The organism is Rhizobium sp. EC-SD404 (assembly GCF_902498825.1).
Classification (GTDB): domain Bacteria; phylum Pseudomonadota; class Alphaproteobacteria; order Rhizobiales; family Rhizobiaceae; genus Georhizobium.
In genome coordinates this window covers 36,076-56,243 of the sequence record NZ_LR701458.1, presented here as the reverse complement: position 1 = coordinate 56,243, position 20,168 = coordinate 36,076, and the positions used below count along the sequence as shown (strand labels likewise).

Here is a 20,168-nt window from a genome sequence, read left to right as displayed (position 1 = left end):
CTCCGGGAGGTCTTCTTGAGATGAATGACAGTGAAAATCATGGCGGCCCCATCTCCAAGCCGCGACGGAAGTTCTTGATCGGAACGGCGGTTGCCGGGGTCGTGCCAGTTACCGGCTGGACCGGACCGACGCAGGCCGCGGTGGGGGTCACGCCCCCAAATGTGCAAAGACCGCTGGAGATCGGGTTGCAAGTCAATGGAAGCCTGCACCGGCTAGAGGTCGACGTGCGTACTACCCTACTCGATGCGCTGCGCGAGAACATCGGGCTGACCGGGGCCAAGAAGGGCTGCGATCACGGTCAGTGCGGCGCCTGCACCGTGCTGGTCGATGGACGGCGCGAGCTCTCATGCCTGACACTCGCCGTCGCCGCGCAATCGCGCGAGATCACGACGATCGAAGGATTAGCAGAGCCGGATGGCACACTTCACCCCATGCAGGAAGCCTTCGTCGAGCATGACGCCTTCCAATGCGGCTATTGCACGCCGGGGCAGATCCTGTCCGCGGTCAGCTGCGTCCGTGAAGGTCATGCCACCAGCCCCGAGGAAATCCGCGAATACATGAGCGGCAATCTGTGCCGCTGTGCCGCCTACCCAAACATCGTGGCCGCCGTGCTCCAGGCCGGCCAGCAGATGGGGAGTGACACATGAGACCGTTCCACTATCACCAGCCGGACACCCTGGCCGAGGCGATCATCGGCGAACGCGATGCGCGCGGCGCCACCCAGGACATTCAGGCCGCCGCTTTCCTCGCGGGCGGCACCACTCTTCTGGACCTGATGAAGCTTGAAGTGATGCAGCCCGAGCGTATCGTGGACCTGCGTGCGTCGGGCCGCGAGTTCTCGCATATTGCCTATGATGGCACCGTGCTGCGGCTGGGCGCCTTCGCCAGGATGGCCGAGGTCGCAGACCATCCGGACGTGCTCGATGCCTTCCCGGTGATCGCACAAAGTCTGTCACTCGCGGCAAGCGCGCAGTTGCGCAATATGGCAACGCTCGGCGGCAACGTGCTGCAGCGCACCCGCTGCGCCTATTTCCGCGACCCTACCTGGTCGGCCTGCAACAAGCGTCTCCCGGGCAGCGGCTGTGCCGCGATCGACGGTGCCAACCGGCAACATGCGGTACTTGGCACCAGCAGCCGGTGCATCGCCACCTATCACGGTGATTTCGCGCAGGCGCTGATCGCACTCGATGCGAGGGTGGTGCTGGCAGGGGCCGAAGGCACGCGGCAGATACCTTTTGCGGCACTGCACCTTCCGCCCGACGAAACACCGCATCTGGAAAACACGCTGCAGCCAGGCGAGATCATCATCGAGTTCGTGATCCCCGCTGGCGGATGGACCCACCGCTCGCTCTACCTCAAGGTCCGAGATCGGCAGTCCTACGAATATGCCGTTGCCTCCGCCGCGGTTGCGCTCGAGCTGGACGACAATGTCATCACCCAGGCACGCATCGCACTCGGCGGCGTTGCATCGGTGCCATGGCGCGCACGTGAGGCCGAAGTGGCCCTGCAAGGCGCCGTCCTCGATGAAGCCAGCGCACAAGCGGCAGCAGACGCTGCCTTTGCCGGCGCCATCCCGCAATCCCACAACGCGTTCAAGATCGGCACCGGCCGCGCCACATTGGTGCGCGCCCTGCTGCAAGCGGCAACGATGGAGCTTCGTCGTGGTTGATACCCTCTTCCCTAAAGCTACCGGCAGCTCGGGCCAGCCCAATCGCCGTTATGAGGCGCGTGAGAAAGTGACCGGGAGTGCAGCCTATGCCAGCGACGTGAAGCTGGCGCGGGTGGCCCACGCCTACATGCTGACCAGCCCGATCGGCAGCGGCAGCATCCTTTCGTTCAACATGGCTGAGGCGCGATCGCTGCCGGGTGTGCTTGACATCCTGACGCATGAAACGATGGCGGGCGAAATCCGGCAGATCTCTTCGATCTACGGCGGCGGATATATGGCTGACTCGTTGCTGCCGCTCGGTTCGGCTGCGGTAGCTTACTGGGGCCAGCCGGTCGCGATGGTCGTCGCGGAAACGTACGAGACCGCACGCGAAGCGGCAAACCGGATCCGCGTCACCTATGCGCCAAACTCTGCGCTGAGTGCGGGTATCGACGCGCCAGGCGCAAACTCGCAGCTGCTGGACCCGATGACGGTTGAGGTCGGCGATTTCGACGCGGCCTATGCCGCAGCACCGGTCACGGTCGAAGCCCGTTACACCACCCCCGCCCAGCACCAAAATCCAATGGAGCTCTTTGCCACTCAATGCGTGTGGGAGGCAGGTCGACTGACCGTCCACGAGCCCAGCCAGTATGTGAACAACATAAAGTTTGGACTGGCCGAGCAACTTGGACTGGACCCGTCGAACGTCCGGGTCATCAGCACCTATGTTGGCGGCGCGTTCGGCGCGAAGGGCTTCCTGACACATCGAACCGCAATCGTCGCGGTCGCCGCCCGGCGGCTCGGCCGTCCGGTCAAGCTGGTTCCGACCCGCGCGCAGGGTTTTACCGTATCTGGTTATCGCGCCGAGACGCGGCATCACGTTCAGCTCGCGGCGAAAAGGGATGGACGCCTGACCGCAATGAGGCATGAAGGTTGGGAGCTGACTTCGCGCGCGGATGCCGTCGCGATGGGGGCGGTGTCGATGACCGCACGTTTGTATGCCTGCCCCAACATCATTGGCCGGGTGAATGCAGTCGCGTCAGACCGATCGACGCCGGGCTTCATGCGGGCGCCAGGCGAGATGCCCTATGCGTTCGCGATGGAAACGGCGCTGGACGAGCTAGCGCACGAGCTGCAGATGGACCCGGTCGAACTGCGCCGCGTCAACGACACCACGACCGAGCCGATCGGAGGCCTGCCCTACACCAGCCGGTCGCTGATGCCTTGCTTCGATGCGGCGGCCGCCGCCTTCGGCTGGGACGCGCGGATGATGCAACGCTCGACGATGCGCGATGGCGATTGGCTGATCGGCTGGGGCTGCGCCACCGCCTTTTATCCGACCCATGCCGGCAACTCGGCGGCTCGCGTAGGGCTGTCTGCGGATGGCAGAGTGCATGTCGAAAGCGCCGGACACGAGCTCGGGCAAGGCATGTACACCATGATGGCGCAAGTCGCTGCCGAAGAGCTTGGGGTACCGGTTGAGCAGGTCACCGTCGCTCTCGGCGATACCAACTTGCCGCCTGCCGTGGTTGCCGGCGGCTCTTCGTCCACCGCCAGCGTCGCTCCGGCGATCATGGCTGCCTGCGCCGCGATCCGCAGACGGCTTGGCGTCGAGGACGGCGCTCCGGCCGACATATTGCCCGCTATGGAAGCCCGCGGCATCGGCACCATCGAAGAGTTCGCCGAGGTGAAGGCGCACGGCACAGCGCCCGACAGCATGCGCGGACTTTACCGCGGCATGGCGGTGCCTGCAGGCGGCGTGCATCTGCCCGACCGTGTGCAGTTCGCGCTCGGCGCGCAGTTCGTGGAGGTCCGCATCCACGAACGCACGCGCGAAATCCGCGTGCCGCGCGCGGTGGGCGCCTTCGCTGCCGGGCGCATCATCAATCCCCGCACGGCGCATGGACAACTGGTTGGAGGGATGATCTGGGGCATCGGGTCGGCGCTGCATGAACACAGCGAAATCGACGCCAGAAACGCGAGTTACATTAACGCGAACCTCGCCGATTATCTGGTGCCGGTGAACGCCGACATCATCGACGTTCAGGCGATCATGGTCGAGGAAGAGGATCGCGAGGTAAACCGCGCCGGGGTGAAGGGCGTGGGCGAAATCGGCGTGGTCGGCGTCGCGGCAGCCATCTCCAATGCGATCTTCCACGCCACCGGACGCCGCCTGCGCGACCTGCCGATACGGATCGAGCACCTCATGTGACGTCACCACCAGAAGCATAACGTTTTCAGGCCGGGCGAAGCAGCGAAGGCAAGCTTGATGCGCGCCACCACTGCTGTCGGCTACCCTGCTCGACATTTCCCCGGCAAAGCTCGCTGAGCTTGTGGATGGCGTGATAGGGCTGCACGTCCACGTTCGACGGCGCGCGCCTGCAGCCGTACTCAGGATGGCTTTCGAAGCTAGGATCTGTAGCGAAGCGTCTCCACGAGCGCTGCCAAAGCCGGCGTTTTCTGCCGCCTTGTGGGATAGTAGAGATGATAACCCGGCGCGGGCGGGCACCATTTCTCGAGGCATCTTACCAACGCCCCGCTTTCGAGATGCGGCGCGACTTGGTCTTCGAAGAGATAGGCGAGTCCCAGCCCGCACAGCGCCGCCGCTTCAAGCGTGTCGCCGTCATTGACGGTCAAGGAGCCCTCGACCTTGACGTCGAGCGGGCGGCCCTTGTCCCAGAACTGCCAGCGAAAGATGTTGCCGGCGCTTGCCAGACGGAAATTAATGCAGTCGTGCCGGGACAGGTCGCGCGGGTTCTCCGGTTTGGAACAACGCTCGAAATAGTTGGGCGTCGCCACCACCGCGACGCGGATATCCGGGCCGATCGGCACCGCGATCATGTCCTTTTCGACCCTGTGGCCAAAGCGGATCCCAGCGTCGAACCCACCGGCGACGATATCGGTGAAAGCATCGTCCACGGAGATTTCCAGCTTCACACCGGGATAAGCCTCATGAAAGCCGGACAGTGCCGGCAGGACCAAGGCTCTTGCTGGATAGCCGATGGTGGTCAGCCGGAGGGTGCCCGTCGGGGTATCGCTCATGGCGGCCAGCGTCTGGATTTGCGCGTCGAGATCGGCAAGCGCAGGGCGTAGCGTTTCCAGCAGTCGCTCGCCCGCTTCGGTGGTACGGACGCTGCGCGTGGTGCGCGCCAGCAGCCTGATGCCGAGACGGCGTTCGAGATTGCTGACCGTCTGGCTCAGCGTTGCCTGCGACAAGCCAAGCCGGATCGCGCCGCGGGTGAAGCTGCGCTCCTCCGCAACAGCCAGAAAGACCGCAAGATCGCTCAAATCTTCCCGCTTCATTTATCGCTCCTGCCGATGAACCCAATCATACTATTCAGTCTAATGCAGGAGCGAGGCCTTTCCTATCTCCAGTCTTCCATCATCTGGAGATGCACAATGTCCACCGTTACACGTTCTACCGCCCTCATCACCGGCGCTTCGTCCGGCATCGGTGCCGCCTATGCCGAACGCCTTGCTGCACGCGGGCATGATCTGATCCTGGTCGCCCGCCGCGGTGACCGGCTTGAAAAGCTGGCCAGCGAACTGACCGGCACGCATGGCATAGCCGTGCAGACCGTGGCTGCCGATCTGGCGAGTGCGGATGGGTTGCGGCAAGTGGCAGACATTCTGACCGCAGATGCTTCCATCGACATGCTGATCAACAATGCGGGCGTTGCGCGCCTCGGCGCCACCGCGGACCTTGATATGGAAGCGCTAGATTCCATGCTGGCGATCAATATCACTGCGCTGACCCGGCTCTCGCGGGCTGCACTGCCTGGCTTCATCGCGCGCAATCGGGGCACGATCGTCAATATCGGCTCCGTGATGGCAATCAATGCCTCTCCCATCACGTCGGCCTATGGCGGCAGCAAGGCCTATGTGCTGCTTTTCACGCGCGGCTTACAGGAAGAGCTCAAGGAGACGGCCGTTCGGGTTCAGGCGGTCTTGCCGGCCGGCGTCGCAACCGAGATTTATGACGGAACGATCATGCCGCTCGACCAGATCCCGGCCGATCTGGTCATGGATGTCGACACGATGGTCGATGCGGCACTGGCGGGCCTCGACAGCGGAGAAACGATCACCTTTCCCTCCGTTGGCGATGCAGATCTGTGGACCAAATATGCCGCGGCCAGCGACACGTTGTTCGCCGCCAGCCAGACGGGAACACCCGCCCCTCGCTACGGCGTCTGAGAACTTGTCGCGAACGAGGTGTAGGACGAGCCGTTGCTGTCGACGCTGCGGCTGCCCTCACCTTTCGTGGGTGAGGTCCCCGATACTAAGGTCATTTTCTCTGGAACCGCTGTTCCAGAACCTGCTTTCCCCATAGCGATCCCGGGCGCTTTTCGGACAGTGAAAACCCGGACGCCTCGTAAAGGTGCCGGGCAGCATCGAGGCCAGCGAAAGTCAGCGATGGGTTTGCCGAAGCCGTGCGCATCGGCGAAGGTCAGTACAGTCTGCAAAAGCTTCTGCCCGCCCCGCCACCCGCGTTTTCAAGCGTCGGCGCCATATCGAGCTTTGATGTCGATCCGGATCGATGGCTGCACTTAGTGCCTTTACGCAAGCGTTGTCCGCTGATTTGTGGTCATCCCACTCGGAATTGAGGACTTCTGATTCAGAAGCCGGGACCAGCGCGTTGCTGCCGAACGATCGACACGCCTCAGGTCCAGAAGAGAGCTATGGCCACGGCGGCCGTGACGAAGGCGGTGACTGTCGCCGGGCCGCCGGCAATCACGAAGTCCCGGAAGCGATAGCCGCCGAGGCTCATTGCGAGCGTGTTGTTGTGATGGCCGAAAGGCGTCATGAAATCGATGGAAGCGCCGATCGCCACCGCCATCAGCAGCGGTTCGGGCGCAGCACCCGTGCGTGCGCTGAGTTCGAGCGCGATCGGGGCGAGGATGATCGCCGTCGAAGCATTGTTGACGAACGGCGTGATGATCACCGCGACGACCAGCATGGCGACGGACAGCATGAGCTCATGCGTTCCCGGAAGAAAGCCGATGATGCCCGCAGCGATGAGATCGGCAGTGCCGGTGTGGCGAACGGCATCGCCAAGCGGGATCATCGCGGCCAGCATGATCAGGATCGGCCAATCGAGATCTGCGAGCGCGGTGCGCAGATTGAGATGGCCGCCGATCAGCATGGCGAGAATGGTGCCGCCGAATGCGACTTCGGGCGGGACAAGGCCGCTCACCGCACCTGCGATGCCGGCGGCAAAGAAGAACAGCGGCATCATGGAGCCATCGGAGGGACCGGTCGATCGGCTGGCAGGCGCAATCAGCAGCGCTTCGGCCTCGTCCACCGCCGACAGGATGGCGGTCCGATCGCCCTCGACATAGAGGATGTCGCCGACCGACAGACGAATGTCCGACAGCCGCCCCTCGACCCGGGTGCTGCGGGTCGCGATGGCCCGCACCGTGACCGAGAACTCTTCGAAGACGGCGGCGGTGCGCGGCAGCGAACCGACAAGGAGAGACCCGGGTGTCACCACCATCTCCGCCATCTCCCGCGCCCGAATGAAGCCCGTCCAGCCGAGTTGGCTCGCGTCGATCATCCGTTCCAGTCGACTGTGCGCGATGCGTATGACGCAGAGGTCGCCCGCAGCGAGATGGATCGTGTCGGGCCGCCCGAACACGTGCTGCCCGTTCCTGATGATGGCGAAGGTCTGGGCCTCGTGGGATGCCTGCAGATCACGCGGAGTCATCCCGATAAGAGGTGAGGCTGGAGTGATCGACACCTCCGTCGTCAAGGCGCGATCCACCGCGCCAAGGGCGACCTGATCGATCCGAAACCCCGCGATGCGCGGTGCCGACCAGAGCGCTACGACCGCAAGACCGGCCAGAGCGACCGGCACGCCCACCCAGGCGAAGTCGAAGAAGGCGAAGCCGGCTCCTGTTCGTTCGGAGAGGGCGTTGCTGACAAGCAGGTTGGCCGGTGTTCCGATGATGGAGCCGAGCCCGCCGAGCAGCGCGGCGAAGGAAATCGGCATGATCAATTGCCGCGGGTCCATGCCGGTCGAACGCGCGACGCTGAGCGCGATGGGCAGGACCATGACAAAAGCGCCGATATTGTTGACGAAGACCGAAATTCCCGCCGTGAGCGCGCAGAGCGCCATGGTGATCCGCAGCTTGCCGACGCCGAGACGCTGAATGCGCGTGGCGAGCACTTCGATGAGCGGCGTCCGTCCGATGACTTGGACGATGATGAGGATCTCGATGACGGTGATGACCGCCGGATTGGAAATGCCGGAGAAGATCGTCTCGGCCGGAACGATGCCGATGAGGAAAGCAAGGCCGAGCCCGCAGAGAGCCGTAACCTCGATCCTCGGCCGCTCCAGGGCAAAGCAGCCGAGCATGCCAAGCAGGATGGCGATGATCCCGACCTGTTCAAAACTCATGCCTCTAACCCTCGCTGCCAACGGCGAGGGTTACAGGGCTATCGGGCAACGGCAAGTGCTAATCTGCGTCGAGCCCTTTGCGTGTCTGCGCAGCGACGATGGCGGCCATCGCGCGGGACTGTTCGACGATCTCGCGGATGCCGGTGATTTCCAAGAGTGCTCCCTGACCGAGCGGGCCAAGCGCGAAGAGGTCGGATTGCGGCCTCCCGTCTGCTGCGAGCACGCGTCCGTCGGGCGCCACATCGATCCCAGCGCCCGCGCGCGGACGGCAAGCCAGCCCGTCTTCCAGCAGGCTTTTCATCAGCGGTGTTTGCGCAGACGATTGATGGCCGCTGCAATCGATGACGAGGTCCGCCGTCACGCGCTGGGTCGTCCCAGTCCTTCGATCCTTCAGGACGACGACGTCCTGGTCGACTTCGAGAACCGCGGCGCGGCGAAGTCGCGTGTCCTCGCGCGATAGCTCCTGTCGCAGGCGTCGGGCCGAAGCCGGGGGAAGGCGATGGCGGTGAGAGAAATAATAGGGCTTCAGGTGACGAAGGAACGTGTTCTGGTGTGCAGTGCCGAGCGCTTGCCACGTCTGGCGGGCGATCGGACGAAATCCGTTCATCAGGCCTTGCCAGTTCTGGCCTTCGGCGACGGACTCTCGCGCGCTCCTACGAAAGGCGTGGAGGATCTCGCTTGGACGTTCATCGTGGGCGCCGGGCGCGAACGGTATGGCCGTCACAGCGCGCTCCGTATGTGGCGCCGGCAGAATGCCGCGACGGGACACCAGGTCGATCGTGCCCGAAATGCCCATGTCGCGAAGCCGGAACAGCATGTCCACCATGGTCAGACCGGTGCCGACGAGCACGGCGTGGCGACCGTGCGCCAGGTCGGCATCATCCAAGCTGGAAAAAGCTGCTCGCCCGAAGCGAGCCTCGGAACTGAAGATGCCATAACCGGTTGCGATGACGACAATGTCGACTGACAGGCGTTCGGTGCCGGCGACCACGGCGATACGACCCTCCGCATCGCGCTCGACAGCCGTCACTTGCGCCTGGATGAAGCGGTGCGACAGCGGCGCCTTGGCGATGCAGGCCATAGCCCGGTCCGCAACATAGTCGCCATAGGTGGCACGGGACATGAACGTGTCGCCGAGGTTATCAGGCGAAGGCGAACCGGTCTGATTGCGGACGCCGAGCCAGTTCAGAAAATCGTCGGGCCGATCGGGAAAAATGCTCGCGTCGCGGCTGCGCACATTCAGCAATTCGCCGTCGCGCGCCTTGCCATAGGCCAGCCCTTTACCGAAGTCCGGCGAAGGGTCGATCAGAAGCAGCTCCGCCGGCGCGACCCCCGTTTCGGCGATCGCGATGGCGGCAGCAGCGCCGGTGAAACCCCGCCCGACGATCGCAACCCGCAAGGGTCGCGACGACAATCGGGAACCCGCTGCTGCGCCGCCGCTCATACCTCTAATTTCCGCTCACCCCGCCACTGCGATAGAGTCGCCAGCGCTTCGGCCTGAACGCAACCCTGCCGGTCTCGCCGATCGGGTAATCCGCCGGGACCTCGATCTCGACGCGCGTTCGGTCTCCGCCGATTTCCAGTTCGAGATGGCGCGTTCCGGCCACGCGTCGCTGTGCTGCGACCGGGCCGGCGAGGCAACCGCCGCACCCGCTCAGAATCTCGATGTCCTGCGGGCGGAAGTACAAGGTTGCCGGACCTTCGGCTTCGCCGGACACATCGATGCCCAGGGGCCGGTCGGCCAGCCATGCCTGGCCGGTTTCGATCCTGATCGGCAGCGCGTTGGATTCGCCGATGAAGGAGAAGACGAAGGGCGAAGTCGGACGATCGTAGATGTCGTCGGCGGTGCCCACCTGTTCGATCCGTCCCTGGCTCATCACCACGACGCGGTCGGCGAGCTCCAACGCTTCTTCCTGGTCGTGCGTCACGAACACCGTCGTATGCCCGGTCTTGTCGTGGATCTCGCGAAGCCACTTTCGCAGGCCCTTGCGGACTTGTGCATCGAGCGCACCGAACGGCTCGTCGAGCAAAAGGACGCGCGGTTCGATAGCAAGCGCACGTGCAAGCGCCACACGCTGGCGTTGGCCGCCGGACAGCTGGTTCGGATAGCGCTTTTCCAGCCCCGGCAACTGCACGAGGTCCAGAAGTTCGAGCACCCGCCGCTCGATCTTGCGCTTGGGCGGGCGGATCGCTGCAGGGCGCACGTTGAGCCCGAAGGCGATGTTGTCGAGCACCGTCATGTGCCGGAAGAGGGCGTAATGCTGGAAAACGAAGCCGACATTGCGATCCTGCACGGACCGGTGCGAGGCATCCTCGTCCCCGAAGAAGATCGCGCCTTCCGTCGGCCGTTCCAGCCCGGCGATCAGTCGCAGCAAAGTTGTCTTGCCCGATCCGGAAGGGCCGAGCAGCGCGATCAGTTCACCGGAGCGGATGTCGAGCGACGTTTCATGCAGCGCCGGAAAGCGGTCGAATTCCTTCCGGACCTTGTCAATTCTCAGTTCCATGAATGCTTTTCCTTGTCGCGGTTCGGCGTCAGTGACCGACGACGTCGCGGCTGTATCGAAGTTCGAGAAGGGCTTTGAGGACGAGCGTCACCAGCGCCAGTAGGGCAAGCAGCGACGCAACGGCAAAGGCAGCCGAGAAATTATACTCGTTGTAGAGAATCTCGACATGCAGCGGCATCGTGTTGGTTTGGCCGCGCAAGCGCCCCGAAATGACCGACACGGCTCCGAATTCGCCCATCGCGCGGGCATTGCAAAGTAACACGCCGTAGAGCAGGCCCCATTTGATGTTCGGCAGCGTTACGCGCCAGAAGGTCTGCCATCCATTGGCTCCAAGCGAGATCGCAGCCTCTTCCTCGCCCGTTCCCTGGTCCTGCATGAGCGGGATGAGTTCGCGCGCGACGAAGGGAAAAGTGACGAAGATCGTCGCGAGCACGATGCCCGGCACAGCAAAGAGGATCTGGATGCCGGCCGACTGCATGTATGGCCCGAGAACGCTGCCTGCGCCGAACAGCAGGATGTAGATCAATCCGGCGATGACCGGCGAGACCGAGAAAGGCAGATCGATCAGGGTGATCAGGAACGCCTTGCCCTTGAACTCGAACTTAGCGATCGCCCAGGCTGCGGCGACGCCGAAGACGAGATTGAGTGGTACCGCGATGGCTGCAACCAGCAAGGTGAGCTTGATGGCCGCCAGCGCATCCGGCTCGCGAAGCGCTGCGAGCGCGGCACCGAGGCCGTTGCGCAGCGCTTCGGTAAAGACCGCAACGAGCGGAACGACGAGCACCAGCGCCATGAAGATCAGCGCGATGCCGATCAGGATCGCCTTGGCCAACGGTCTTTCTGCGACGGGATCGCTCCAGCCGCGGCGCCGATCGACAACGGCGGGCGTGATGTCAGTTGCCATAGCCGTACCGCCTCCTGCTCCAGGCCTGAATGAGGTTGATCGCGAGAAGCACCGCGAAGGCGAAGATGAGCATGATCGAGGCGATCGTCGTGGCGCCGGCGTAGTTGAACTCTTCCAGCCGGATGACGATCAGCAGCGGTGCGATTTCCGATACGTAGGGAATATTGCCCGCAATGAAGATGACCGAGCCATATTCGCCGACCGCTCGACCGAAGGCGAGGGCAAAGCCTGTCAGGATCGCCGGGGCGAGGCCTGGAAGGATGATGCGGCTGATCGTCTGGAAGCGGTTTGCGCCAAGCGTCGCGGCAGCTTCTTCCACCTCACGGCTGATCTCTTCCATTACCGGCTGGACCGTCCGCACCATGAACGGAAGCCCGATGAAGATTAGTGCAATGACGATACCGGTCGGCGTGTAGGCCAGTCGGATGCCGTAGGGCGCAAGATGCTGGCCGATCCATCCGTTGGGGGCGTAGAGCGCTGTCAGCGCAATCCCCGCAACGGCCGTCGGCAGTGCGAAAGGAAGGTCGACGATCGCATCCAGAATGCGGCGTCCGGGGAAGCGGTAGCGCACCAGCACCCAAGCGACGATCACGCCGAAGACGGCGTTGATGAGCGCAGCGATGAGCGAGGTGCTGAAACTGACCCTCAACGCCTGAACGACGCGTGGATCGGTGGCGATTGTCCAGATACCCGACCAGCCGAGGGCCGCGGATCGAATGCCGAGGCCCGCGAGCGGGATGAGGACGATGAGGGTCAGGTAGGTCAGTGTGAAGCCGAGCGTCAGCCCGAAGCCCGGGATGACGCTCGGCTGCCTGAACCTCCAACCGGATGCGGTTGCAGATGATGCCATTGGTGATTATTGGCCCGGACGATAGATTTCATCGAAGACGCCGCCGTCACCGAAATAGAAGGGCTGCGCTTCACCCCAGCCACCGAAATCCTCGATCGTGACCAGTTCGACGTCGCCGAAGCGCTCGATGTCTTCTGGAGCTGCCGCTTCCGAACGGAAGGGACGGTAGAAGTGCTTGGCGGCGAGCGCCTGGCCTTCGTCCGAATACAGATAGTCGAGATAGGCTTCGGCGAGTTCGCGGGTGCCCTTTTCGTCGACATTGCCGTCGACGATGGCAACCGGCGGTTCGGCCAAAATCGAGATCGATGGCGTCACGATGTCGAATGCATCGGGACCGAGTTCTTCGATTGCGAGATAGGCCTCGTTTTCCCAGGCCAGCAGAACATCGCCAATCTGGCGCTGCACGAAGGTCGTCGTGGAACCGCGGGCACCGGTGTCGAGCACCGGAACGTTGCGGTAGACCTGACCGACGAACTCCTTGGCCTGTTCTTCATCGCCGAATTCGGCGCGGGCCCATGCCCATGCGGCCAGGAAGTTCCAGCGAGCGCCACCGGACGTCTTCGGGTTCGGTGTGATGACCTCGATGTCTTCGCGGATCAGATCGTCCCAGTCTTCGATCTGCTTGGGATTGCCCTTGCGCACGAGGAACACGATCGTCGATGTGTAGGGCGCGTTGTTGTTTTCAAGCGTGCCGCGCCAGTCGGCCGGGATCTTGCCGGACTCCTCGGCGATGGCGTTGATGTCGGCTTCGAGTGCGAGCGTCACGACGTCGGCTGCAAGGCCGTCGATCACGGTGCGGGCCTGTGCGCCCGAACCGCCATGAGACATCTGGATCGTGACATCCTCGCCCGTATCGGCCTTCCACTTTTCAACGAAAGCGGCGTTGAATTCGCGGTAGAGTTCGCGGGTCGGATCGTAGGAGACGTTGATCAGGGTCTCCTGCGAGAACGCCATGCCCAGCGCTCCGAACTGGACGGTGCCGGCCAGAAGGGCCGCTGTGAAGATTTTCGAAAACCGAGTGCGCATAGGAACCTCCGAGTGGAATGCCTTTAAACTCTATCGGTTTGGTCGTGTATAAGAACGTAGTTTTCCACTGTTGGCAATCTCATGCGGGAAACGCTTTGCCGCTCAGCCGAGGTTTCGCGCAATGAATTTTTCGGCCGGGATAACGAGACTGTCCGCGATCGTCGTTGAGTCAAGCACGCCGCGCGTAGCATTGGCCACCTTCTCGAACACGCGACGCACTTCACATGTCTCTTCGTCATTGCAGTCGTCGCAGCGCTGGTAGGCGATGCGGCTGAGGCAGGGCAGCGGCGCCAACGGCCCATCGATGATGCGCAGAACTTCGCCGAACGAGATGTCGGACGCGTCTTTCAGCAGCAGATAGCCGCCCATCTTGCCCCGTCGGCTTGCGACGATGCCGTGATGTTTCAGGTCCAGCAGGATCTGCTCGAGGAACTTCTTCGGAATATCCTGCTCTTCAGCGATCTGGCCGATCATGACCGGTTCGTCGGGTTCGGCCCGCGCCAACGCCACCAAAGCCCGCAGCGCGTATTTGGCTTTCTGAGAGATCATTCGTCCCTGCCTCGTGGCTCAATGGCGAACATGCGAACCTAACAAAAAGATCGGCATTTTCTCTCGATATCAAGCTTGCCGATTGATTATGCCTTGGGATGAATAAGCTCGGCCGCACCTCGTGTCATCAGATGGCCGGATTTCAGAACACCGGAGAATTCATACCGCGGCCTCAGGACGGGCGGAGCCTGATCCAGGCGGGTGCGTGGTCGCTCGCGCCATCCAGCCCTCGCACATCCCTGTCGATACCTGCGTCCTCGAGCCTGTCGCGCAGATTGGCGCTGAGCAGCAGATGGTCGAGCCGCAGGCCGGCGTCGCGCGGCCAGCGCATGCGCTTGTAGTGCCAGAACGTGTAGATGCGTTCGTCGGGATGAAGATGCCGCATCGCGTCGGTCCAGCTGCGGCCGACGAGCTTCTTGAACGCTGCGCGGCTTTCGGGATGGATCAACGCGTCGTCGTCCCAGGATTTGGTCGGATAGATATCGAGATCGGTCGGCGCCACGTTGTAGTCGCCGGCGAGGACGATAGGCGCGCCCGTCTTGCGCAGCGAAGTCGCATGTTTTGCAAGCCTCTCCAGCCAGGCGAGCTTGTAGTCGAATTTCGGACCGGGCTGCGGGTTGCCGTTGGGGGCGTAGATCGACGCGACGAGAATGCCGGCGACGGCAGCCTCGATGTACCGAGCCTGCAGGTCGGATGTATCCCCGGGGAGCGACGCGCGGGTCATGACTGGCTGGCCGATCCGCGACAGGATCGCGACGCCGTTCCAGCTGCGCTGGCCGACCCAGACAGCGTCATAACCGGCTTCGGAAATGGCCTCTTCCGGAAAGGCGCCCTGCTCCGCCTTGAGCTCCTGCAGGCAGACGATGTCCGGCCGCGTAACGTCCAGCCATGACAGGAGATTCGGCAGGCGCTTGTTGATGGCATTGATGTTGAAGGTCGCGATCTTCATGGGCGCAGCAGACGCTCTGCCCAGTTCCGCGTCGCTTGGGCGAGCGTCGCAAGATGGTCGGAAACGGAGAAGCCGGAGAACTTCTTGCGCGGCTTCAGATCGTGGTCGCCGTCTTCGAGCCAGAGAATTTCGATGCGATCCGAGAGCGCGTATGTTCCGACTTCCTCGCGCGTGCCGAAGGGATCGCGCGTGCCCTGGCAGATCAGCGTCGGCGTCTTGAGATGTTCCAGATGGGCCGTGCGCAGTTGCTCAGGCTTCGCCGGGGGGTGGAAGGGATAGCCGAGACACAACAACCCGGCGACCACACCGGCATCATGAAGCCCATCGGCAACCATCGACGCCACGCGGCCGCCCATCGACTTGCCGCCGATGAAAAGCGGGCCGCCGCAATTAAGCTCTGCCACCGCCTGGCGGTACTCGTCCTGGAGCAGGTCGGCTTTCGGCGGCGGCTTGCGCGCACCCTGCCGGCGGGCGGCCATGTAGCCGAATTCGAACCGCGCGACCCTGAAGCCGGCAAGCATCAGGGCATCGGTCACTGAATTCATCGCATCGGAATCCATCGGCGCACCCGCGCCGTGAGCAAGAAGGAGCGTGGCGAAGGCGTCGTCCGGGCAATCGATGAGAAGTGGCATTCGTGATCTCCCTGCCCGACGGTCGATAACTTCCAGCGCGCGAAGGGGTTTCGTTCTGGGGCAGCACGACCAGCACTGAAGCGCGATGGCATGTCCTGCAGGCGATGGCGCCCCGTCATCAACGCTCGTTTTCGCTGGTCGCTGAAAGACCTCGGACGAAAGTCATTCTTGAGCCTCGTGTTCCGTTCGAAAGTGACAGTTCTGCGGTGATCACAATGCTCTCTGGGTACAAGTATGATCCGGCGCAGTTGGAAACCGCACCGGATCAGCCGCATAACCTCCGAATTTGCCGCTCAGTCCGTGACCGCCCGATCGCTGTCGCCATCCAACAACCAGTGGGGATATTCGACGGGCAGACGGCTCACGGCATCGAGAGCGGCCATGTCTTCGTCATCGAGGACGACCGTTGTCGCCTCCACGTTTTCACGCAGTTGCTCGACGCGCTTGGCACCGATGAGCACGGTCGAGACCACCTTCTGGTGCAGCAGCCAGGCGATGGCGATCTGCGCAGGTGTGCGCCCGTGCTTGTCCGCCACCCCGCGCAGGATTTCGATCAGGGGCTCGCCGCGCACGCGATCGATGGGTGGGAAATCCAGCTCGGTCTGCCGTCCGCCCTCTCCAGAGTTCGCTCCGGAATACTTGCCGGTGAGATAGCCGCCGGCGAGCGGGCTCCAAACCATCAGGCCCAGTTTTTCCGATCGCAGAAGCGGGACGATTTCGCGCTCCAGGTCGCGGCCCACAAGAGTGTAATAAGCCTGGACCGACGTGATCGGTGCCAGCTGCCGCGCTTCGGAGATTCCGATGGCCTTCATGATCTGCCAGGCTGCCCAGTTGGACAGGCCGATATACCGCACGTCGCCTGCGCGAACCAATGTGTCGAGGGCTTCGAGCGTCTCCACGATCGGTGTTGCGGGGTCGAAGGCGTGGATGTTGTAGAGGTCTACATGATCGAGACCGAGCCGTTTCAGGCTGGCGCGGCTTTGGCTGATGATATGATGACGCGACGCGCCATGCATGTTCGGACCCCGCCCCATGGATGAGGCGACTTTGGTGGAGATGATGACTTCGTCACGCGCAATGCCGAGGTTCTTCAACGATTGCCCAAGAATGGTTTCACTGCGACCCTCGGCATAGGCATTGGCCGTATCGAAGAAATTGATCCCGGCTTCAAGCGCAGCCGCCACGAGCGTGTCGGCCTCGCCTTGGCCCAATCGTCCGACCTTGCCCCAGATCCCGCCTTCTCCACCGAAGGTCATGGTGCCGAAGCAGAGCTCGGAGACGAACAGTCCACTGCTTCCGAATTTTCGAATACGCATCTCAATTCTCGCTTTCAAATGAAGGCTCGATCAGGCCGCGAGGCTCTGACGGTGGCCGGTCTTGGCAGCGCGTTCGACGGTGTCGACGAGACGGCTGTTGTGAAGGGCATGGGCAAAGCCGGGCGTCTTGGACGTTCCAGCCAGCAGATCGCGGGCGAGCGCGGCATAGACCTCACCGACATTGATCGATGCACCGGTCCAGAAGTCGGCCGCCGTCGGCCCCGAACCGGAGGCCACCGGCGCATCCGGTTCAACGAATTCGGGACTGGATGCAAGCTTGAGGTCGCCAACCTGGACACCGGCGGGATGATTGCCAGTGAGCTTCAGCCAACCTTCGGATCCGCGAACCTCGAAGCTGAAGTTCGCCTGATCCGGCGATACGCCTGCCAGAACTTGCACGGAGACGGGTGCGTTGCTCGCCGTCTTGGCGATGAGGTCGAGATGATCGGGAATTTCGCGGACCGAGATTTCGCCCGTATCCACGATCCTGATCTGCGGCCAGAGCAGTTCGGTGCGCGCATCGACTTCTGTGATGGTGCCGAGCACCGCCTCGATGACGTCGAGAACGTGACCCGTCGTGATCGTCATGAAGCTCGCGCCGGATGCGGCCTTGTTGAAATAATCGTAGACGCTCGGCGCTTCAGGCCCATAGCCGAAGGTGGTCGCGCCCACCCGTGCCGACATCAACCGACCGAGCCGACCCGAGGCAACAATTTCAGCGGCGCGGCGGACGGCGGGGTTGTGTCGCCCCTGCAGGCCGATCGCCGTGTGAAGGCCCTTTGCCGCCGACGCCATTTCCTCGGTTTCGACGAGCGTCGCGCCCAGCGGCGATTCACTGTAGACGGCCTTGCCGGCCGCAAGCGCCGCCATGACAAGGTCGCGGTGCGCTGGCACCTTGACGGCAACGGTCACGATATCGATGTCGTCGTCCCGGATCATGGCGTACGGATCGGCAAACCAGCGCTCCGCACCGAAAGCCTCGGCTGCCGCCTTGGCGCTTTCTTCCCGCCGCGTCGCCACAGCGTGAAGGACAAGGGACTGCTGTGCCGCTAGAGCGGGCACGTGTGACGCGCCTGCCCAACTGGCCTGGGTGTCTGCGCCGATGATACCAACGCGAAATTGCTTGTTCGACATGTCTTTGCTCCAGCATTCATGCGGTTCGCCTGGGATCGGCGCGATGCTGGAAACCTAGTGACAGGGCGGCGGCGACCCTATGCAGATCCTATCAAGGACTTGCCTGCTTCTCTCATTTTAGATGCTCCCGACTCTTGGCTTGATCCAAGTCCGGGATTTGAGAGGAATGGGCATACCCTTGATAGGATCTGCATAGCGCACGACATTTTTGGATGGTGAACTGGGCAGTCGGTCGCACATCCCTTGGGACGAGTTGGCCTGACACCAAGGCGCGACGGAGACATTCCAACCATGATGAAACCGATATTCTCGGACCTTCTTGCGCTTATCGAGCGCCATGCGCGCCACGACTATGTGACCCCGATCACCGGGCTCAAGGTCGGCCGTACCGATCGGCCGACCGAGCCAGCGCATTCGATCTACCAGCCATCGTTCGGGTTGGTGGCGCGGGGTGTCAAGGAACTTATGGTCGGCGAGATTCCCTTTCACTACGCGGCAGGCGAGAGCCTGCTGTGCACGGCCGACGTTCCGGTCACGTCGCAGGTCACCGAAGCCAGCCCCGAAGCGCCCTATCTCGCGATCCATATCGAGATCGACCCTTCGACCGTTGCGGAGCTTCTTCGCGAACAGGTCGACGTATCGGCCAACACGCCGGTCACGTCGGTTGCGAGCAAGCATCTGCTCGATCCGGAATTGATCGATCCTTTGATCCGATTGCTGTCACTCATCGATAGACCGAGCGACATCCCGGTCATGGCGCCGCTGATCCTCCGCGAGATCACGTGGCGGCTGCTTCACAGCGATCATGGTCCTATGCTCAGCCAGCTCGCGTTTGCAAACGGTCACGCGGCGCGCATCGGACGAGCGACCGCCTGGATCAGAGACAATTTCGCCGAACCGCTCAGCATTCCCGATCTCGCCGCTCGGGCAAGCATGAGCGTCCCCAGCTTTCACCGTCACTTCAAGGCGGTGACATCGATGACGCCGGTGCAATTCCACAAGCGGGTGCGCCTGCAGGAAGCGCGTCGTGGCCTGGCATCAGCCGATACGATCTCGGCGGTGGCATACGAAGTCGGCTATGAAAGCATCTCGCAGTTCAACCGCGATTATCGGCGCCTGTTCAACCTGACGCCGAGCGGCGATGCCGCTTCGCTGCGTGCAGCGCATTTGCCGGAACCAGGCGCGCGCCGCCAAACCGCCACGATGTAATCGGTCAATCCGACGACGGCCCGGCAGCCCGCATTGCCAAGAGAGACTCCAGATCCTTCAGCGCTGCCGCCGCGGTGGCCATCGGTTCCTTGCCTGATGCGATGGCGATCGTTTCTCCCATCTCTTCCGTTAGGATTCGGATCGCTTTGTCCTTGCCGCCGACCTGCGATAGCGGGTCCTTTGTGGGATAGGTTCTGATCCCGACGGTGGCGCGCAGCAAACCGTCCGGCCAACTCAATTCACCGACGAGCTTCGGGACGACGCCATCGGCGCGCCAAGCCTGGACGCGGTCCATCGTGACCGATCCAATGCCTTCGACTTGCACGTCCTCCATGGTCAGATCGGCTCCGAGACCGAAATTGGCAATGAGGACGAGCTTGGCGGCGGTATCCCAGCCATCGACGTCGTTGCTCGGATTGGCCTCGGCGAACCCGCCGGCCTGCGCTTGGCGGAGCGCCTCGTGGAAATCGATGCCCCGTGTGGTCATTGCGTCGAGCAGGTAATTGGTCGTTGCGTTGAGTATCCCCTCGACGCGGACGACCCTGCATCCCTTGAGACTGTGTTCGAGGAGATCGATCGTCGGCAGCGCCGAGGCAGCTGCGCCGCTCAACTTCAGCGTCGCGCCGGTGCTCTTGGCGAGCTGGCGCAACGCTGATCCGCTGTGCACGAGCGCACCTTTCGACACCACGATCGTGTCGAGGCCGGCTGAAAGGGAAGCGTGGATGTAGACAAGCCCAGGGCCTCCGGTGCGGAAATCGCTCGGTCCCGCCTCGATCAGGATGTCCGCGCCACTGGCTGCGATGAAATCCGGCCCCGTCCGGCCATCTTCGAGAGCATCCAGGTCCGACGCTTCGAGTCCATCAGGATCGGCTCGACCGGACCGGGAGCCACAGGCTGCCGCGAGGCGGACATCGGTCGCGTACACCTCACGATACCGTCCCCGCCGCGACAGAAGCAGTTCGGCCGTGGCGCGCCCCACGCCGCCCAGCCCGGCGATTGCGACCTTCACTACCCGCATGCTGCCCTCCGATATTCAAAAGCGATCCGCCG

Annotated in this window: 18 protein-coding genes; 5 read left to right on the top strand and 13 right to left on the bottom strand. The window is 63.0% G+C overall.

The window, feature by feature from the left end:
- Nucleotides 1–20: 20 nt before the first annotated feature.
- The 3 genes from GC125_RS00945 to GC125_RS00935 are packed head-to-tail and all read left to right on the top strand — an operon-like array spanning nt 21 to nt 3,860.
- Entirely contained in the window at nt 21–647 is a 627-nt protein-coding gene (locus GC125_RS00945) for a (2Fe-2S)-binding protein (protein WP_151983324.1), read from the top strand.
- Nucleotides 644–1,669 (top strand): FAD binding domain-containing protein, encoded by a 1,026-nt coding sequence (locus GC125_RS00940; RefSeq protein WP_151983323.1) that lies wholly within the window; start codon nt 644–646, stop codon nt 1,667–1,669. The genes GC125_RS00945 and GC125_RS00940 overlap by 4 nt, the downstream gene beginning before the upstream one ends.
- A complete protein-coding gene (locus GC125_RS00935) occupies nt 1,662–3,860 on the top strand; it encodes a xanthine dehydrogenase family protein molybdopterin-binding subunit (RefSeq protein ID WP_151983356.1) in 2,199 nt (732 codons plus the stop codon). The genes GC125_RS00940 and GC125_RS00935 overlap by 8 nt, the downstream gene beginning before the upstream one ends.
- Before the next feature lie 197 nt (nt 3,861–4,057).
- On the opposite strand, the gene GC125_RS00930 is transcribed toward GC125_RS00935, so the two are convergent.
- Nucleotides 4,058–4,951, bottom strand: coding sequence for a LysR family transcriptional regulator (locus GC125_RS00930; RefSeq protein WP_151983322.1), 894 nt, complete (start codon nt 4,949–4,951; stop codon nt 4,058–4,060).
- A gap of 96 nt (nt 4,952–5,047) precedes the next feature.
- On the opposite strand from GC125_RS00930, the gene GC125_RS00925 reads away from it, so the two are divergent.
- Complete coding sequence (locus tag GC125_RS00925) at nt 5,048–5,842, top strand: SDR family NAD(P)-dependent oxidoreductase (protein WP_151983321.1); 795 nt, start codon at nt 5,048–5,050, stop codon at nt 5,840–5,842.
- 466 nt (nt 5,843–6,308) lie between these two features.
- Here the strand turns inward: GC125_RS00925 and GC125_RS00920 are convergent, their stop codons facing one another.
- From GC125_RS00920 to GC125_RS00870, 11 genes are all read right to left on the bottom strand, one after another.
- The gene (locus tag GC125_RS00920; protein WP_151983320.1) at nt 6,309–8,045 is read right to left on the bottom strand and encodes an SLC13 family permease; all 1,737 of its coding nucleotides are present in this window, start codon (nt 8,043–8,045) and stop codon (nt 6,309–6,311) included.
- A gap of 58 nt (nt 8,046–8,103) precedes the next feature.
- A complete protein-coding gene (locus tag GC125_RS00915) occupies nt 8,104–9,489 on the bottom strand; it encodes an FAD/NAD(P)-binding protein (RefSeq protein WP_151983319.1) in 1,386 nt (461 codons plus the stop codon).
- A 4-nt stretch (nt 9,490–9,493) separates the two neighbouring features.
- On the bottom strand, nt 9,494–10,549 hold the full coding sequence (locus tag GC125_RS00910) for a sulfate/molybdate ABC transporter ATP-binding protein (protein WP_151983318.1): 1,056 nt from the start codon (nt 10,547–10,549) through the stop codon (nt 9,494–9,496).
- 28 nt (nt 10,550–10,577) lie between these two features.
- Nucleotides 10,578–11,453, bottom strand: a complete 876-nt coding sequence (gene cysW / locus GC125_RS00905) for a sulfate ABC transporter permease subunit CysW (RefSeq protein WP_151983317.1) — start codon at nt 11,451–11,453, stop codon at nt 10,578–10,580.
- Entirely contained in the window at nt 11,443–12,303 is an 861-nt protein-coding gene (gene cysT / locus GC125_RS00900; RefSeq protein WP_151983316.1) for a sulfate ABC transporter permease subunit CysT, read from the bottom strand. Before cysT ends, cysW begins: the two co-directional genes overlap by 11 nt.
- 6 nt (nt 12,304–12,309) lie before the next feature.
- Complete coding sequence (locus tag GC125_RS00895) at nt 12,310–13,329, bottom strand: sulfate ABC transporter substrate-binding protein (protein ID WP_151983315.1); 1,020 nt, start codon at nt 13,327–13,329, stop codon at nt 12,310–12,312.
- Between the two features lie 102 nt (nt 13,330–13,431).
- On the bottom strand, nt 13,432–13,878 hold the full coding sequence (locus tag GC125_RS00890; protein ID WP_151983314.1) for an RrF2 family transcriptional regulator: 447 nt from the start codon (nt 13,876–13,878) through the stop codon (nt 13,432–13,434).
- Nucleotides 13,879–14,050: 172 nt separating this feature from the next.
- On the bottom strand, nt 14,051–14,827 hold the full coding sequence (locus GC125_RS00885) for an exodeoxyribonuclease III (RefSeq protein ID WP_151983313.1): 777 nt from the start codon (nt 14,825–14,827) through the stop codon (nt 14,051–14,053).
- On the bottom strand, nt 14,824–15,459 hold the full coding sequence (locus GC125_RS00880) for an alpha/beta hydrolase family protein (protein ID WP_151983312.1): 636 nt from the start codon (nt 15,457–15,459) through the stop codon (nt 14,824–14,826). Before GC125_RS00880 ends, GC125_RS00885 begins: the two co-directional genes overlap by 4 nt.
- 293 nt (nt 15,460–15,752) lie before the next feature.
- Entirely contained in the window at nt 15,753–16,775 is a 1,023-nt protein-coding gene (locus tag GC125_RS00875) for an aldo/keto reductase (RefSeq protein ID WP_151983311.1), read from the bottom strand.
- Nucleotides 16,776–16,805: 30 nt separating this feature from the next.
- Nucleotides 16,806–17,909, bottom strand: coding sequence for a Gfo/Idh/MocA family protein (locus GC125_RS00870; RefSeq protein WP_151983310.1), 1,104 nt, complete (start codon nt 17,907–17,909; stop codon nt 16,806–16,808).
- A 291-nt stretch (nt 17,910–18,200) separates the two neighbouring features.
- Between GC125_RS00870 and GC125_RS00865 the strand changes: the two genes are divergently transcribed.
- Nucleotides 18,201–19,118 (top strand): AraC family transcriptional regulator, encoded by a 918-nt coding sequence (locus tag GC125_RS00865; RefSeq protein ID WP_286165312.1) that lies wholly within the window; start codon nt 18,201–18,203, stop codon nt 19,116–19,118.
- Between the two features lie 4 nt (nt 19,119–19,122).
- On the opposite strand, the gene GC125_RS00860 is transcribed toward GC125_RS00865, so the two are convergent.
- Complete coding sequence (locus tag GC125_RS00860; protein WP_151983309.1) at nt 19,123–20,136, bottom strand: homoserine dehydrogenase; 1,014 nt, start codon at nt 20,134–20,136, stop codon at nt 19,123–19,125.
- Nucleotides 20,137–20,168: the final 32 nt, after the last annotated feature.